12 protein-coding genes are annotated in these 16,396 nt (G+C 72.1%); 2 read left to right on the top strand and 10 right to left on the bottom strand.

Annotated features, from left to right (window positions below; genetic code table 11):
- Nucleotides 1–89 precede the first annotated feature (89 nt).
- From ACIBCT_RS05295 to ACIBCT_RS05255, 9 genes are all read right to left on the bottom strand, one after another.
- Nucleotides 90–3,608 (bottom strand): hypothetical protein, encoded by a 3,519-nt coding sequence (locus ACIBCT_RS05295; RefSeq protein ID WP_399186144.1) that lies wholly within the window; start codon nucleotides 3,606–3,608, stop codon nucleotides 90–92.
- A gap of 276 nt (nucleotides 3,609–3,884) precedes the next feature.
- Nucleotides 3,885–4,688, bottom strand: coding sequence for a polysaccharide deacetylase family protein (locus tag ACIBCT_RS05290; RefSeq protein WP_399186143.1), 804 nt, complete (start codon nucleotides 4,686–4,688; stop codon nucleotides 3,885–3,887).
- Nucleotides 4,685–5,632 (bottom strand): glycosyltransferase family 2 protein, encoded by a 948-nt coding sequence (locus tag ACIBCT_RS05285; RefSeq protein WP_399186142.1) that lies wholly within the window; start codon nucleotides 5,630–5,632, stop codon nucleotides 4,685–4,687. Before ACIBCT_RS05285 ends, ACIBCT_RS05290 begins: the two co-directional genes overlap by 4 nt.
- A 2-nt stretch (nucleotides 5,633–5,634) precedes the next feature.
- Nucleotides 5,635–6,465, bottom strand: coding sequence for a glycosyltransferase family 2 protein (locus tag ACIBCT_RS05280; protein WP_399186141.1), 831 nt, complete (start codon nucleotides 6,463–6,465; stop codon nucleotides 5,635–5,637).
- A 150-nt stretch (nucleotides 6,466–6,615) separates the two neighbouring features.
- A complete protein-coding gene (locus tag ACIBCT_RS05275; RefSeq protein WP_399186140.1) occupies nucleotides 6,616–7,749 on the bottom strand; it encodes a GNAT family N-acetyltransferase in 1,134 nt (377 codons plus the stop codon).
- Nucleotides 7,746–8,111 carry a hypothetical protein gene (locus tag ACIBCT_RS05270; protein ID WP_399186139.1) on the bottom strand — a complete coding sequence of 122 codons (366 nt, stop codon included), beginning with the start codon at nucleotides 8,109–8,111 and terminating at the stop codon, nucleotides 7,746–7,748. The genes ACIBCT_RS05275 and ACIBCT_RS05270 overlap by 4 nt, the downstream gene beginning before the upstream one ends.
- Nucleotides 8,112–8,264: 153 nt before the next feature.
- Nucleotides 8,265–10,526 carry a sigma-70 family RNA polymerase sigma factor gene (locus ACIBCT_RS05265; RefSeq protein WP_399186138.1) on the bottom strand — a complete coding sequence of 754 codons (2,262 nt, stop codon included), beginning with the start codon at nucleotides 10,524–10,526 and terminating at the stop codon, nucleotides 8,265–8,267.
- Nucleotides 10,527–10,728: 202 nt separating this feature from the next.
- On the bottom strand, nucleotides 10,729–12,513 hold the full coding sequence (locus ACIBCT_RS05260) for a substrate-binding and VWA domain-containing protein (RefSeq protein WP_399186137.1): 1,785 nt from the start codon (nucleotides 12,511–12,513) through the stop codon (nucleotides 10,729–10,731).
- A gap of 178 nt (nucleotides 12,514–12,691) precedes the next feature.
- Nucleotides 12,692–13,321, bottom strand: coding sequence for a hypothetical protein (locus tag ACIBCT_RS05255; RefSeq protein WP_399186136.1), 630 nt, complete (start codon nucleotides 13,319–13,321; stop codon nucleotides 12,692–12,694).
- A gap of 193 nt (nucleotides 13,322–13,514) precedes the next feature.
- On the opposite strand from ACIBCT_RS05255, the gene ACIBCT_RS05250 reads away from it, so the two are divergent.
- Both ACIBCT_RS05250 and ACIBCT_RS05245 read left to right on the top strand, forming a co-directional pair.
- The gene (locus tag ACIBCT_RS05250; RefSeq protein WP_399186135.1) at nucleotides 13,515–14,288 is read left to right on the top strand and encodes a DUF4184 family protein; all 774 of its coding nucleotides are present in this window, start codon (nucleotides 13,515–13,517) and stop codon (nucleotides 14,286–14,288) included.
- A 139-nt stretch (nucleotides 14,289–14,427) separates the two neighbouring features.
- Nucleotides 14,428–15,255, top strand: coding sequence for a TrmH family RNA methyltransferase (locus ACIBCT_RS05245; protein ID WP_399186659.1), 828 nt, complete (start codon nucleotides 14,428–14,430; stop codon nucleotides 15,253–15,255).
- A gap of 39 nt (nucleotides 15,256–15,294) precedes the next feature.
- Here the strand turns inward: ACIBCT_RS05245 and ACIBCT_RS05240 are convergent, their stop codons facing one another.
- On the bottom strand, nucleotides 15,295–16,326 hold the full coding sequence (locus ACIBCT_RS05240) for a D-alanyl-D-alanine carboxypeptidase family protein (RefSeq protein ID WP_399186134.1): 1,032 nt from the start codon (nucleotides 16,324–16,326) through the stop codon (nucleotides 15,295–15,297).
- Between the last annotated feature and the right edge of the window lie 70 nt (nucleotides 16,327–16,396).

Below are 16,396 nucleotides of genomic sequence, written 5' to 3'. Positions count from 1 at the left end.
GTCCTTCGTGCGTTCCGGGACGCGAGTCCTCCCTGCGAAACGGTGCCCAGTATGGCCCGGGACGGCCGTACGCCGGAGGACCTTGTCCTTTATTGGAGTTGGTAGCCGATGACCACGAAGCGTTCGGCGATCACGCCCACCGCCAGCACGAACGCGGGTATCGCGACGAACAGGATGCGCCTGCGGGTCCTGTTCGACCGTCCGCGGCCGCGCAGCAGGAACACCTCGTAGACGAAGAGCGCGATCCACGTCACCCCCAGCGCGGCCAGGCCGACCGGCGTCAACGGCGAGGTCGGGTCGTTGCCGCCGACCGGCGCCGCGCGCTCGGGGATCGTGGTGCCCTTGGGGAAGGACCGCAGCGTGTACACGGCCGCGTCCTCGCCGTTGAAGACCCGCTTGAGCTCCTTGCTGGCGTCCAGCGCGGCACGGAAGCGCGGTGCCCAGTCCGTCGGGAAGCCGTGGTTGAGCTGCAGGTAACCGGCCTGGCCGCGGGTGGCCACCAGGTAGGTGTTCGGCGGCGACGCGCGAAGTTTGGCGATCACCGAGGTGAGCTCGGCCGGATTCTTGTCCACCAGCACCTGCTCGTAGGCGATCCTGTCGAAGTCGCGCTCGCCCCACGGGATGCTCGGCGTGACCTCCTCGCCGAGCAGCGGGACCAGGTACAGGACGCGGGCGCTGGGCTCGTCGTGCTCGTAGACGTAGTGCATCGCCGCGACCTCGCTGGCCGAGACCCGCTCGAACTGCTCGTTGCCGTAGCGCGCCACCAGGAAGACCATGGCCAGCGCCATCGCGCACCCCGCGGCCAGCAGCAGCGAGATCCGGCGCGTCAGCTCCGGGTTGAACCGGATGTTGCGCTTGCGGATCGGCACCGTCTCCTCCGGCGCGTCCTCGGTGCCCGCCGGGAGGTTCGGGAAGAAGGCGTACGCGGCCAGGATGCAGGCGCCGGGAAGCGCGAACAGGTAGATCCGCAGGCCGATCTCGCCGCCGTAGTTCTGCAGGCCCAGGGCCAGCACCGGGATGCACAGCAGCAGCAACGCCGCGCGGTCGCCCACGCCGCGCCGCAGCCGCCGGAACAGGCCGGCCGCGGCCAGGGTCAGGATCACGCCGCAGATGCCGAGGCGGGCCATCAGGACGAGCGCGTGCTTGGGGTCGCTGCCGTCGATCCGGTCGCCGGTGTTGCGCTGCAGGTTCTCCAGGATCCGGCCCAGACCGCCGAAGAGCTGGTCGATGTGGCCGCTCCAGAAGGTGACCGTCTGGTAGCTGATCCAGGCCAGCACCATCAGGCCCAGGAAGAACGGGAACCCCCAGCTCAACGAGGAGCGCCGGAGCAGGATCAGGCCGGTCAGCGCGCCGAGCATCATGAACGGCGTGATCTGGTGCGAGGCGGTCGCCGTGGCGAACAGGCCGATCAGCACGATCAGCATGATCGTCCGGTCGTAGACGCCGGTCGAGTGGGGCAGCTCCCCGGGCGTCAGGCCGTCCAGCCGGGCCAGCAGCCGCCGGACGGGCCCCTTGACCGGCATCGGCCTGGTCCGCGGCTCGACCTTGCCGAACCAGCGCAGCACGATCGCCACGAAGGCCAGGTAGATCGCGTACGTGAAGCCCTGGGAGGAGAAGTAGTCCTGGCCGATCCACTGGACGATGACGAACAGCAGCGCGGCGAACCAGCGGGCCCTGGTGGTGGCGACCACCTGGCGCAGGATAAGCACGAACGGCAGCAGGTAGAGCAGGTTCGACAGCAGCGGGGTCCACCGCATGATCGTCGTCAGGTCGGTGACCCCGGCGGCCTTGGTGACGAACCCCACCAGCGCGAAGAACCCAGGCCAGGCCAGGCGGGCGTCGAGGATGGCCGACGCCTCGCCCGTGCGGTTGATGTACTCGACGAACCCGGCGTGCACGTAGGCCGTGTGGAACCTGGCCTCGTCCTCGATCAGGGCCGCGCCCCCGTGCAGGGCGAAGGTGATCGCCGCGATCTGGAAGAGCAGCAGGAACTTCCGGTCGGTGTTCTGCGCGATCGTGACGAAGAACGCCACGAGCATCAGCAGGATCGCCGCGAACGCGGTCGGCGGCATGGCCGAGATCAGGCCCACACCGTCGATCTTGTTCAGGTCGACGCCCCAGAGCGGACCCGGCGGCACGCGCAGGGCCAGCACGTACATGATCAGGCCCTCGACGGTCAGGAGGGGCGGCAGCCACACCATGGCCGTGCGCACCAGGGACGCCATCCGGGAGGGGGCGGCCGCGGGGGCAGGGGCTGCGGCGCCGGCGGGCGTCGCCGCGCTCCGGTCCTGCGCGTGACCGGCCGCCGGGTGACCGGCCGGTGCGTACGCGACCGCCGGGGGGCGTACGGCGGGGACGGTCTCCGGGAGCCCGGAGGTCTCCGGCTCCTCCTCGCTCTCCCAGGGCGACGCCTTCCAGGGCGACGCCGAGGGGGCCGGGGACCTCGGGTCCTTGTCCGAGGGGTCGTCGTCCTCGTCCGGGGGATCGGTGTCCTCACCCGGGAGGGCGTCGTCCTCGTCCGGGAAGCCGGTGTCCTCGTCCGTGGAGCCGGGCTTCGCGTCCGGGGCCCGGGGTGCGAGGCGTCCGGCCGGGCCCGGACGGGGCGGGGCCGAGGGGAGGCGGATCTCCGCGGTGGTGTCGCTCGTGTCCTCGGCGTCGGCGTTCTCGCCGTCCCTGGCGTCCCTGGCGTTCTCGCCGTCCCTGGCGTTCTCGCCGTCCCTGTCGTCCTCGTCGTCCTCGCCGTCCCTGTCGTCCTCGTCGTCCTCGTCGTCCTCGTCGTCCTCGTCGTCCTCGTCGTTCCAGGAGGCGTCCTCGTCCGCGGGTGCGGCGCCCGCGGGGGCGTCCTTCTCCAGGGCGTCGTCCGTGGCGTCGTCCGTGGCACCGTCTGCGACATGGCCGGGGGTGTCGTCTTCGGGGACGCCCGCTCCGGGGGCATCGTCGGTCCGGGGCGGGGGGAGGGGGCGCAGGGGGAGCCGGATGACGGCGGTGACGTCGGGGTCGTAGTCGGGTTCGTCCTCGGGGTCGTCCTGAAGACCGTCCCGAGCCCTGTCGCCCCGGTTCTCGTCGTGGGCCTCGTCCCCGAGGTCGTCCTGGATCTCGCCCCGGTTCCCAACCTGGGATTCGTCCCGGTTCTCGTCCTGCGATTCGTTCCGGGTCCCGTCCCGGGCGTCGTCGTGGGCGGTGTCCCGGTGGTCGTCCTCGGGGGCGTCCGCGACGGGGGCGGCGAAGATCCGGCCGGGGGGCTCACCGGTGATCTCGTCGTCCGGCGTCCCGGGCCTCTCCTCGTCACGCCCGTCACGGGTCTCCGTGCCGGTCTCCGTGCCGGTCTCCGTGCCGGTCTCCGCGTCGTCCTCGGGCCCGTCCTCGTGACCACGATCGGTGCCGCCACCGGGACCACCGTCGGGACCACCCTCGGGAACGCTGCCGGGAGTGCCGTCGGCGACGACATCGGGAGCCCCGGGAGCCCCGGGAACGCCGTCGCGGTCCTCGGGGGGTGTCGCGCCGCCGGGCTCGCCGCCGGCCACGGCAGGCGTTCCGTCGGAAGGCGCGGGAGGGGTGAGACCGGTCCTCCCGGTCTCGGCGGCCTCCGCCGCCTTCGGCGTCGTCACGTCATTACCTGCCCGTTGCCTCACGTCTAACATCATGGCGGCTACGCGGACCGAGGTGCGACGAACAAGCGAGAAGTTTCGTCATGTTTGGGTGTTTTGCGTAGATCCTTGAACGGCAAAACCACGACCAGGATTCCCACCCGACGGCACCCGTCCCGCCGTCCGCACCCCGCGGAGAGGGTGCCGACATCGGCGGCGACCGTCCCGGGACACCCCCGGGCGGACACCGGTTCCGCCGACCGTCCCGGAGATCACGCGTCCCCGGGACGACCGGTCTCACACCTGGCCGCGTACCCGGCGCAGGCCGTACCGGGTACGCCTGACGACGGCGTACCCCTTCGTCAGGACCCGTTCCCGCATGTAGATCAGGGGGACCTGGTTGCCCTCGACCGCGCGGCTGAACATCCGCATCGACGTGCCCTCGGCCACGGTCAGGCGTGGCAGCGCGAGCACGTCGTGCCGGTCGGCGGCGATGGCGTTGCTCACCGCGCAGGCGGCCCAGTACCCGGCCCGCCTGACCTCACGCCGCACCCGCACGTTGGAGTAGCCGTACGGGTAGGCCATCGTCGAGACCAGAGAACCGATCTTGTCCTCCAGCAGGGCCTTGTTGCGCCGCAGCTCCTGGCGGAGCTCGTCCTCGGGCAGCTGGTCGAGCTGGGGGTGGCTGTGGCTGTGCCCGCCGATCTCCACCCCGCAGGAGGCGGCCTCGCGGGCCTGGCTCCAGGACAGCATGGTGTCCAGCGGCCTGCCCGCCGCGTCCTTGCCCGCGTCACGGACCCACCCGCTGGTCAGGAAGACCGTGGCGGGGAAGTCGTACCGTTCGAGCAGGGGCAGCGCCTCGCTGTGGAAGTCGGCGTACCCATCGTCGAAGGTCACCACGACCGGCCGCTCCGGCAGGGCGCGGCCGTTGTTCTTGTGCAGCGAGGCGACCAGGTCGGCCACGGTCAGCGGGGTGAACCGCTTCTCCTTGAGGTAGGCCAGCTGGTCGGCGAAGACCGAGGGCCGTACCGACAGCGGCTTCGTCTCGGCGTTGGGCCGGTCGGAGATCGAGTGGTACATCAGGATCGGTACACGGATCATGCACGCCCTCGCTTCTTCTTCAGCCGAAGGGACCCGACAACGTAACCCCAGGTGGTCCAGGCGAGACCGACGACGATCGCGCCGGCCCTGCCCAGGCCGGACACGTCGCCCCGGAGGGCCTCGCCGACACCGCGCAGCGCGCCCAGCGGCAGCGCCTTCAGCGCGTGCGCCCGCTCGCTCGCCAGCCCGTCTCCCGCCCCCACGCTCTGCGTGACCAGCGCCTTGGACAGGCCCTCGGCGTAGCAGCGCGAGCGGAAGTAGCGGAACGTGGCCCGAGCGGCGGGCACCTTGTGGCCGATCACCGCGGCGGGCTCGAACAGCATGCCCGAGCCCGGCATCCGCTGCGAGAGCCGGATGCAGAACTCGGTCTCCTCACAGCCCAGCGGGCGGGGCTTGCGCCCCTGCACGCTGCGCCCGATACCGGTGTGGAAGCCGCCGACCGCGCCGATCGGCTCCCTGCGGAAGGCCGCGTTCCCGCCCATCACGTTGCGGATCCGCGCCCGCTCCGTGGGCATGCCCCGGTAGCTGCAGCCCACGGTCCAGTCGAACTCGTACGGATACCAGCCGGGCCGGTGCCCGGTGCCCCACAGCGGCCTGGTCAGCCCGCCCACCCCCACGATGGTCGGGTCCTGGAAGCCCTCCTCCAGCGCTTCCAGCCAGCCGGGTTCCGCTATGGCGTCGTCGTCCAGGTAGGCCACGATGTCGCCGGAGGCGATCTGCGCGCCGGTGTTCTTGCCACCGGACAGGCCCTTCTCCTGAGCGTTCTCCACCACGATCGCGCCGGGGTACTCCTTCTTCAGCCGAAGATGGAGCTCCGGGTTGTAGTCGACGACCAGGATGATCTCGTGCGGCCTTCGGGTCTGGTTCTCGACCGACTCGACGGCCTGCCGGATGTCCTCCCAGCGATCCTCGGTGTAGACGCAGATGACGACACTGCTTCTCATGGCTACGCAGCGCCCTGGTCGGCGGCCCGGGCGGCGGCGGCCGGCTCGTGCACGACCGGGGCCGGGGTGCTCCGCCACTCACGGATGATGGTCTTGAGCACCCGGATGCCGTCGCGGACGGCGTGCAGGTTGCTCTCGCCGTGGATGCGGCAGCGCTCGTGGCTGGGGACCTCGTGCACCTTGAGGCCGGCCTTGAAGGCCCGGATGTTCATCAGGGTCTCGATCTCGAAGCCGTCACAGTCGAGGTTGAGGACGTCCAGGTGACGGGCCCAGAACGCGTTGTAGCCATAGCACAGGTCACTGTAGCTGGTGCCGTACATCTTGTTGACCAGCGCGGTCAGCGCCTTGTTGCCGAACGTGCGGGTGAAGGTCAGGTCGTCGCTGCCGCCCCCGGCCGCGTACCGCGAGCCCTTGACGAAGTCGGCGCCGGTGACCAGCGCGCCCACGAACTGGATGATCTCCCGGCCGTCGGTGGAGCCGTCGGCGTCGATCATCACGATGATGTCGCCGGTGCAGGCGGCGAAACCGGCCGAGAGCGCGTCCCCCTTGCCCTTGCCGGTCTGGTGGACCACGCGGACGTTGGGACGCAGCTTCCTGGCCACGGCGACGGTGTCGTCCTTGGAGTTGCCGTCCACCAGGACGATCTCGTCGATCCACTGCGGCAGCGTCGCGAACACGTGCGGAAGGTTCTCCGCCTCGTTCATGGCCGGTACGACGACGCTGACGGTGGGGGAGATCGCCATGTGCGGGGTGATGGGGGTGAACCGTTCGATGGGAGGCACCGCCCTGAGCGGTGGCTTGCCGTTGTAGTGCTTGGTGATCTCGGGACTCATGATGACGAGTGTCCTTCGCGGTCGGTCGTCAGAGATGACTGGCGGACGGACCCGTGGCCATGACCGATCGGGACGACCGGGGGGAATGGCGAATGCGGTGAGGGATGCATGCGAGGGTCCTGGCGGGTGGTGGGACGTGACGGGAGCGGCTTAACCCACTCCCCATGGTTCCTTGACGACCGGCGTACCGGATTGGTTCTGCGAGGGGGTGCGCATGCGGCCGAAACCCTTCAGCACGCGGTCGGCAAGTCTGTACAACTGCGGGCGATCGGTGACGATCGTTCGTGCCTTGTTGACCGGGGTACGGCCCAGCCAGTGGACCGCGGCGGCGGGGGAGGGGCGCGAGACGCGGCCCTCCGCGACGAACAGGTCGCCGCTCTTCAGCCAGCTCTTGTACTCCCGTCCGCCCTTGCCCATGTCGACCTGCCGGAGCCCGGAGGCGGCGGCGTGCTCGGCCATGTGCAGGTGGTGGACGATACCGGGCGAGTACTTGGCGAACTCGGTGTCGTAGGCGGGGAACCAGCCCACCAGGGTGGTGGCCGTCCGCAGCCCGAAGTGCCCGGCCACGGGCCTGTCCCCGGCGTAGACCATGGTCAGGACGCCCGCGAAGCTCTCCGACCTCTCGGCGTGCATCTCGTCGAGAAGCTGGACGATCCACGGCTGGGCGAACCGGTCGACCCGTCCGGTCCTGCGGTACTGGTCGGACTTCCAGTTGGTGAGCGTGCGGAGCGTGCCCGCGTCGGTCGAGTACCACTCGAACCGGATCTCGCCCTGCTCGCGGCCGAGCTTGCGCTCCTTGTAGCGGACGGTCTTGAGGTTCTTCGGCGAGTTGGCCCTGACCCGCTCGATGTAGGTCTCGAACCCCACGCTGAGGTCCATCACCGGCGCGGGCCGCACGTCGGACTCGTACGGGGCGAACGTCGGCTGGCCGGGCACCAGGTGGTCGAAGTCGAAGACGGAGAGCTTGCAGGCGCGCAGCAGGGTCCGGACGTCCAGCTGCAGCCCGGGCACGGAGATCAGCCCGTGGCAGGTGGTGAGGAAACCGCCCAGCGGCTTGCCGATCCCGAAACTGTGGCGCTCGTAGGGGAAGAACCCCACGATCTTGCCGCCGTCCTGGACGACCGCGACGCGGACGTAGTCGCGCAGGCGCCCCATGGCCAGGGCGAACTCGACGGAGAGGAAGGGGTTGTCCAGGGAGGGGTCGGCGACCTGCAGCTCGCGCCACCGGGAGATCTCCGACGCTCCGAGGTCTCCCGGGCGAACGACGACGATGTTCACCGTCACCTGACCCCCTGTTCGGTCTGCAAGCTCCCGCTCCCCCGATACAACACGCGTAGTACGTAGATGAAGCCGCCGAGCACCGCGATCGTCGCCACTCCGGCACGGGGTGACCATGCGTCAAAGGTAAGCATGGCAGCGGCCAGGAGAACGTTGACCACCAGGCTCGCGGCTGCCCCCACTGATAGTGCCTCAAGAGGGTCACGATCACGCAACAGTCCCACCACCGCGGCGCCCGGAACCACCAACAGGAACAGGGGGGTGAGAACCAGGCGTAAAGGCGTGTCGATGCCCGCTAAGGCGATCACGGCTCCCGTGACGCATGCCAGGACGAGTGCCCACGTGAGCACCCTGCGGTTGATCGACATCTTCCGAACTCCAGGTTGGTGATGAAGTGACTGATCGCGTCCTCATGTGACCAATCACTTCGCATGGACGTCAATGCCGACGCTCGGCACCAGCCCATGGTTTACCGGATCCCTGGAAGAAGTCTCGGCGTTGGGTAAAACGAGGGGAAGGGATCAGTCCGTCTCCACCTCGGACTCCGTACCCGCCGAGGCGGTCGGCGTCGGCTCGGGGCCGGGGTCCTCGGGAGGGTCCGAGGCCTCTGGAGCAGGGCTTTCCCACGAGATGGAGCAGGCCGTGTTGCCCCCGGCGGACCTGAACGCCACCCGGCCGGACCCGCTCTCCGAGGGGTCGGAGGCGGTGACCCAAATCACGCCCGAGGACCCCGCCCCCAGCCGTCCCCGTGACGGCTGCACGCTCAGGCCGCCGGAGGTGGTGGCCGACCAGGAGAGCGCGGCGCCGCGGGCCGCGAGCCGGATCTGCCCGGCACCCTGGCCGATGTCGGACGGGCAGGAGACGACCAGCCGTCCGGTCACGGGACGCCGGGGGGCGGCGCGGGTGGGACGGGGGCGCGCGGCCGTGCTCCTGCGCGCCGGTGCCGTCCGCGTGGCCGAGGGGGCGGGCGCGGCGGTGTCCGGGCCCTCGGTGGGGGTCGGCCCGGCCTCGTCCGGCTCCTGCGACTCCTGCGGATCCTCCCCGGTGGTCTCCGGTGACGGCTCGGGCGTCGGCTCCGGCCCGGGCTCCGTCGTGATCAGGGCGGGTCGCGTCGACGGCGCGGCCTGTGGGTTCTCCGGAGCCCCGCCGGTCAGCTCCTGCCCGCCCACCACGACCACCGCTCCGGTGGCCGCCAGCAGGCAGACCGCGGCCAGCAGCAGGGGACCGCGCCGTGGCCTGCGCCTGCGCCGCTGGGCCTGCGTCCCTGCGTGCCGGCCCTCGCCCGACGAGACCGCCGCGCCCGCCGAACCCGCCGGACTTCCCGAACCCGGCGTACGACGGGCCGCGGTGCCTCCGGCGGGGGTGTCCTCCCAGGCGTCGCCCGGCTCGTACGTCCCGCCGGCCCGGCCCTGTCCGGTACCGGCGGAGGCGTGCCAGATCTCCGTGGCCGGTGTGACACCGTCCCCTTCCGCGAGCCAGGCCCCGATGCTCTGCTCCGAGGGCCATGCCTCGAGGTCCGGGCCCGGGTCCGGGCCCGGGCCCGGGTCCTGGCCCTGACCGGCGGGCCGGGCCCGCCCGGCCGGCTCCGCGGGCCGGACGCTCTCGGCCTGCTCGGCGGGCCAGGCCCGCCCGCTCGGCTCCACGGGCCACGGTCGCGCGTCCTGCTCGGCCGGGGCTGCGTGCCGGAAGCGCCCTTCCGTGACCAGGGCGCCCACGGCCGGGGTGCCGGTGGCGGGTGTGCCCGTGGCCGGGGTGCCCGAGCCCGGGATACCCGAGGCGGGCGTGGCCGCGCCCGGCCGGTGGGCTCCCTCGTCGCGGGCCCGCCCGTCGTCCGGGCCACGGGAGCCGTGGGAGCCACGGGAGCCGCGAGAACCCCGGGAACCCGTGGAGCCGGGGACGTCCGTGCTTTCCCTGCGCCCCGTCCAGCGGCGGCCCCCGGACCGCCGGGGAGCGGCCACCGGGAAACCGGCCCGGTCGAAGTGGCCGTTCTCGGCGAGGACGGCGGCGCGCGCCTCGCGCAGCCGCGGGTCCACGCAGGTCTCGATCACCCGGCGGCGCAGCGAGAGCGGCGGGTAGGCGAGCGGCACCAGGTCCAGCAGCCGCCCCGCCGAGACGTGCCGGTCCCTGCGCTCCACGCAGACCTCGCAGCGGCCGATGTGGGCCGAGAGCCGCCTGCGCAGCATCGTGGTGAGCGGCCCCTCCCAGCAGTCCACCATCGCCGACAGGTCCGGGCAGTGCGCCCGGCCGACCTTGGCGAGCACCACGGCGGCGGCGGCGTTCTCCAGGTGGTCCCTGGCCCGGCCGAGCCGCGCCGCGACCTGCCGCGAGCTCAGCCCGAGCACCGCGCCGACCTCGCCGGTGCCGAGGTCGTGCCGGAGCGAGAGCTCCAGCACCTCGCGCTCCTGCACGCTCAGCTCGGCCATCGCCTCGTGCACCAGCGCGGCCAGCTCCCTCTCGTTCGGGTCGTCGTGCACGTCGGGCGGGACCGTCGTCGTCCGCGGTCCCCGCGCGCCGGCCGCGCACCGGACCCGGACGAGCGCGTACAGCCAGGCGCGCAGGCGGCCGGGCTCGCGCAGGCGGTCCACCCTGCCCTGGGCCGTCACCAGCGCGTCGTGCACGGCCTCCGCGGCGGCCTCACGGTCGCCCAGCAGCGAGTGGGCGTAGTCACCGAGACGTTCGGAGTAGGAGTCGTAGAGGCTCGCGGGCGCCGTTGTGTCGGCACGCCGCAGCGCCTCAACGAGATTCTGATCGTCGGTTCGGCCGACGGTCGGCCATCCGGGCACGGACATTCCTCCCCGCGGGACGGGCTCGTTCCCGGGCATCACCCCTGCCCGGTCCAGGCCCCACACGCGTAGGACGCCACCTCCCCGCAACCGGTTGACCGGATGGGCGGAATGTATGCCCACCCGGTATGACCTGGTAAAACTGCCTACGAAAGGGACAGATGTGACGGTTGTCGTACCGGATGATCGTGGTGCGCGAGGGTCAGCAGTTGGGCGAGCAGAGCCGCCGCTTCATGCCCTCCAGGAAGAACTTCCTGACCTCCAGGATGTCCTTGGCGATGTACGCGTCACCGGCGGTCGCCTTGGCCAGGGCGTCCATCTGGCGCTTGCCCTTGGGGGCGTCCGGCCCGAAGGCGATGATCAGCACGCTGACCGGCTTCTCCGGGTCGAACTGCTCCTTCAGCCGCTTCAGGATCTGCTGGTTGCCGATCCCGCCGTCCGGGTCGTCGTTGCCGGCCCCGTCGGTGAGGATCAGCACCGTGTTGATCTTGTCGCTCTGGTACTCCTTCGTCATCTGCTCGTAGGCGGCGGCCAGGGTGTCGTTGAGCCCGGTGTCGCCGGTCGAGCGGGCCCGGGTGGACACCAGCCTCTGGTTGATCACGTCCCTGCGCAGGCCCCCGTCCAGCTCCTCGGTGAGCGGGCCGACCGGGACCGTCTTGCGGTAGTCCACCCCCCTGCCGTCCAGGTGGGTGGAGAACTCCCACAGGCCCAGCTCGCTCTTGACCGGGAAGAGCCTCATGCCCTCGACGGCGATCCTCGTGATCGCCTGCATCCGGGTCAGGCCGGTGCCGGGCACCGGCAGGGCCATGGTCCCCGAGACGTCCAGCAGGGTCAGGAGCCTGGTGCCGAGCTTGATCCGCGACCAGGTCTGGGACATCCTCGCGACGGTCCTGGCGTCGGGCACCGCGATCGCCTTCGGGGCCGCGGCCTGGAAGCCCCCGGAGCCGGTGACGGCCTTGGCCCCCTTGCCGTCGGGGGTACGGAAACCCAGCTCCTGGAAGGTCCTACGGGCCTGCTCGCCGCCCAGCTCCTTCCGGAACGCCTCGGCCGCCTTGCGGACCGTGGCGTCCCCGGTGGTGATCACCACCGGGTAGTCCAGGTCGACGGTCCCCTCGGCCGGGTACAGCGGCACCGCCGGGACCTCGGGCTTCCTGGTCCTGTTGAACGTCCACACGCTCTGTTCCGAGGCGATGCCCAGGGGGGCCTTGCTGCCCTTGACTCCCAGGCTGGACAGCAGCGCGCCCTGGTCGCGGACCGTCGAGGTCGAGCCCGACAGGTTCTTGAGCGCGCCGACGAGCTGCTCCTCGCCCACTCCCGAGGCCGTGGCGACCCCGGCGGCGGCCAGCAGCGCGCCGAGCCCGGCCGCGTTGAGCGAGGGGTCCGGCACCAGCACCCGGACCTTGCGGCCGGGGCCGTCCACGTTGGCCACGTTGGCGGCGTCGATCATGCCGCCCCAGCTCGCCTTGCCGAAGCTCTTGCGCAGGACGGGCACCACCGACCCCGAGGCCACCATGACGATGGGGGAGCGGGCCACGGACGCACTCGCCTCGGGCACGTCGGGGTTCCTCGCCCGCAGGTTCGTCACCCACAGCCCCGAGTCCGGGATCCACAGGTCCATCGCGGGGGCCTTGCCACCGGCCCCGCCCAGCGCCGAGGCCACGGCCGAGGGGAGGCCCTTGGTCACCGTGACCGTGGCGCACCGGCCGTCGATCTCGTGGGCCGCCCGGGTGAACCGCTCGGCGATCCGGGAGACGGCGGGCTGGATGTCCGGGGCCGCGGTGACCCGCAGCGGCAGGGCGTCGCCCGCGCACCCGCGGTCGCGGTTGATGATCACGAACGCGGCCACGCCGAGCAGTACCGCCAGGGCGACGGAACCGGCCAGCGGGACCAGGACCCCGCCGCGCCCGGTGCGACGGCGTCGTTGCTGGGGCTCGTTGTAGGGGGTGTAGCCGTCCTCGAGCTCATCCGTCCGGTGACGTCCGCCCACGATGCCCTCTTAGCTGTCGATGTCATGGAGCCGGAGCGCGCCACCCTACCGGGAGGTTCTCCGCAATATTCACGGAACTGTACTTGGAACGGTTACTGTGGCAAAACACGCATTTTGCTGGTGCTATCACCACGTGTGCCGATCCGGGCACCGTGCGTCCCGATCGTCCAGCCCCAGCTCAGTGGCAACATGGGTCCCCGCGCCACGCCCGGGCCCCCTCCCGCGCCGCCACCGCCGCCAGCAGCACCGCCATGGCGGGATCGATCCACCACCATCCGGCGGCGTTCAGCGCGAGCCCGGCGAGCACCCCCGCCGCGAGCGCGGCGCACATCAGGTTCTGGGTGCCCTCGCCCGCCGTCGCCGCCGACCCCAGCCGGGCGCCCAGCCGCCGCTTGGCCGTGCCCAGCAGCGGCATGCCGACCACGCTGGCCGCCGTCACCACGATCCCCAGCGTGCTCGGCACGGCGCGGTGGCCCGCGTCCAGGTCGTGCGCCACGTGCAGCACCAGGTACGGCGCCAGCAGCCAGAAGCTGACCGCGACGGCCTTGCGGGCCCGCTCCTCGGCGTGCGCGGAGGAGGTCCTCGTACCGGTGAAGCGCCAGACCACGATCAGGCTGGCCGCCGCCTCCACCAGGGCCGTCGCGCCCCAGCCGATCAGGGCGACCGAGTGCGCGCCCAGCCCCGCGGCGATGCCGAGCACGCTCTCGGCGCCCAGCCACACCAGGGTGGCCAGGGACAGGGCGCGGGCCCTGCGGGCGTCGCGCAGCCACTCGGCGCCGGGCGGCGCCGGCGCGGTCTGCTCGGTCAAGGCGGCCTCCGGGTGCCCGACCGGGAATCCGATCGGTGGCGCTGGGTGACGTTCGGTGACGATGGGTAATGTATACGTCGCGCGACGGGGTGACGCCGGGAGGCGGGGTTCCCGCCGCGGCGGCGCCGTATCCTCGTCAGGCCGCCGCGCCAGGGGATCGGAGGCCGCCAGCAGAACCGTCGGGGGGAAGTCCGTGCCGTTCACGCCCAGTCACGTCGCCGCGGTGCTGCCGCTGATCTCCTCGGAACGGGCCCGCCGCCTGCTCGACCCCTGGGCCCTCGCGCTGGGGGCCATGGTGCCCGACCTGCCGATCTTCTTCCCGTTCCTGCCGGACTACATGATCTGGCACTCCCTCAAGGGTGTCGTGACCATCGACCCGTTCGCCGTGGTCGTGCTGCTCGCCGTCTTCCACCTGCTGCTCCGCGACCCGCTGACCGCGCTGCTGCCCCCCGCACTGGCCGGCCGCGCCGCCGCGCTGACACCCGGCATGTACGGGTGGCGCAGGCTGCCCGCCGTGGTCGCCGGAGGCGTCGTGGGAGCCCTCACCCACAAGGTCTGGGACTCCTTCACCCACTCCTACAGCGCGGCGCTGTGGGGCTGGAGCTGGCTGGACGGCCGGGTCGGGGACGTGATCTCCGTCTTCCGCCTGCTGCAGTACACCTCCACCGTGGTCGGCCTGGCGGTGGTGGTCTGGTGGGCCTGGCGCGGGCTGACCGCCATGGAGCCGAGGCCGGTGCCCGAACGGCTGGTCCTGCCCGCGGGGGAGCGCGCGGCCGTCCTGGTGGCCACCGCCGTGTCGATCGTGCTGGGCGCGGTCGCCTGGACGACCGCCTTCCCCTCCGGGACCAAGGCCGAGCTCATGACGCGGGTGGGCGCGGGAGTGGTCGTCGGCTGCTCGGCCATGCTGCTCGTGTACGCGCTGATATGGCAGCTCAGGCGCGCCATGGCAGTATTCGAGGGTGCCTGAGCCCACCCGCCCCCGGCCCGCCGCCGATCCGGCCGACCGGCCCTCCGACCGCACCGCCGACCGGCCCTCCGACCGGGTCGCCCGTCCGGCCGGCCGATCCGCCGATCCGTCCGGACGGCCCGCCGATCCGGCCGGTCACCTGGCCGACTACGCCGGCCTGCGCGACGTCGAGCTGCGCAAGAGCCTGGAGGCCGAGCACGGCCTCTTCATCGCCGAGGGGGAGAAGGTCATCCGCCGCGCGGTCGCGGCGGGTCACCCGGTGCGATCCGTGCTGCTCACCCCGCGCTGGGCCGAGCCCCTGGCGGACCTGCTGGCCCCCCTCGGCGACCGGGTGCACGTCGTCGACGACGCCACCATGGAGGGCGTCGCCGGTTTCCAGGTCCACCGGGGGGCACTGGCCGCGATGGAACGGCTCCCCATGCCCGAGGTGCGGGACGTGCTGTCCGGCCGGGCCGCCCCGGGAGGCGTCCCGGTGCCGCCCCGCCGCATCCTGGTCCTGGAGGACCTCGTCGACCACGGCAACGTCGGCGCCATCTTCCGCTGCGCCGCCGCGCTGGGCGTGCAGGCGGTGGTCCTGTCCCCCCGCTGCGCCGACCCCCTCTACCGGCGCTCGGTGAAGGTCTCCATGGGCGCGGTCTTCGCGATCCCGTACGCCCGGATGACCGACTGGTACGCGGGCCTGGCCGAGCTGCGCGAGGCGGGCTTCCGGACACTGGCGCTCACCCCCGACCAGTCCGCCGTGCCCCTGGACCGGGTCGCCATGGCCGACCGGGTGGCGCTGCTGCTCGGCTCCGAGGGGGACGGGCTCTCCTCCCGCTGGCTGCGCGAGGCCGACGAGGCGGTCTGCATCCCGATGAGCCCGGACGCGATGGGGCTGGGCGTCGACTCCCTCAACGTGGTGGCCGCCGCCGCCATCGCCTGCCACGGACTGATGCGGGCCGCGCGGACGTCCCCGGACCACGGCTGACCGTCCCGGAGCGAAGGGCCGGCCGGGACGGTCGGCCGGTCACTTCGCGTCGGACTCCCACGGCTGCGGCGGTGCCGGTTCGCCCGCCCACTCCAGCAGCCGCTCCGCGCTCCTGAAGCGTCGGTCGCCGTTGGTCTCGCCGAGGATGACGCCGACGAGCCGGCGTCCGTCGGCGTCGGCGGCGAACGACAGGCAGTACCCGGCGGCCCGCGTGTAACCGGTCTTGAGCCCGATGACCCCGGGCGTCCTGCCGAGCAGCTTGTTGGAGTTGATCCAGGTGTGCGCCCGGTGCACCTTCGTCCTGGACACCACGTGCCTGCCGGTGGAGGCGATCGTCCGCATCACCGGGTCGCGCAGCGCGATGTCGGCGAGCTTCGCCTGGTCCAGCGCGGTGGAGTGGCCGGGAGCCGGCTTCGGAAGGCCGTCGGGGTTGGTGTAGACGGTGTCGGCCAGTCCCATGGAGCGGGCCGTGGCGTTCATCCTCGCCACGAACCTCCTGGTCCCCGGCCCGTAGACGCGGGCCAGCGCGTGGGAGGCGTCCGCTCCAGAGGGGAGCATCACCGCGTACAGCAGGTCCCTGACGGTCAGCCGCTCCCCGGCGCGCAGCGAGGCGTGCGTCGCGCCGTTCACCGCCGCGTACCGCACGTCCTCGGCCCGGATCGTGACGACGTCGTCCAGCCGCGCCGTCCTGAGCATGACGTACGTCGTCATGATCTTCGTCAGGCTGGCCACCGGCATCCGTTTCGCGGCCTGCCTGCTCAGATGGACCGTTCCCGCGACGGGGTCGAACAGGTACGCGGCCCGTCCGGGAACGGCCGGCGCCTCGCCGCGCCGCTCCCCGGCGGCGGCCGGGGCGGAGGCGGCGGGCGCCGAGAACGCCGCGAGCGCCGCCGGAGCGGTGATCGGCGCGGGTGCGCCCCGGCCCCCTGCCGCGGGATGCGCCAGAGCCGGACGGGCCGGGGCGGACGTCCCGGTCGCCGGGGTCAGGGCGCCGGCCGGAGAGGCCGTGGCCAGGACGGTCGCGGTGGCCAGCGCGGCATGGGCGATGAGCCGGATTCCCCCGTTATGCATGAGGACATGGTGACAGAGACGACCTGTCATGTTCGAAAGTCAGCCATTTACCATCGAAAATCGGTATCGG

The sequence above is a fragment of the Streptosporangium sp. NPDC050855 genome, assembly GCF_044456585.1.
Taxonomy (GTDB): domain Bacteria; phylum Actinomycetota; class Actinomycetes; order Streptosporangiales; family Streptosporangiaceae; genus Streptosporangium; species Streptosporangium longisporum.
Note: the sequence above shows the minus strand (reverse complement) of the source record. Positions and strands in the feature narration are given on the sequence as shown.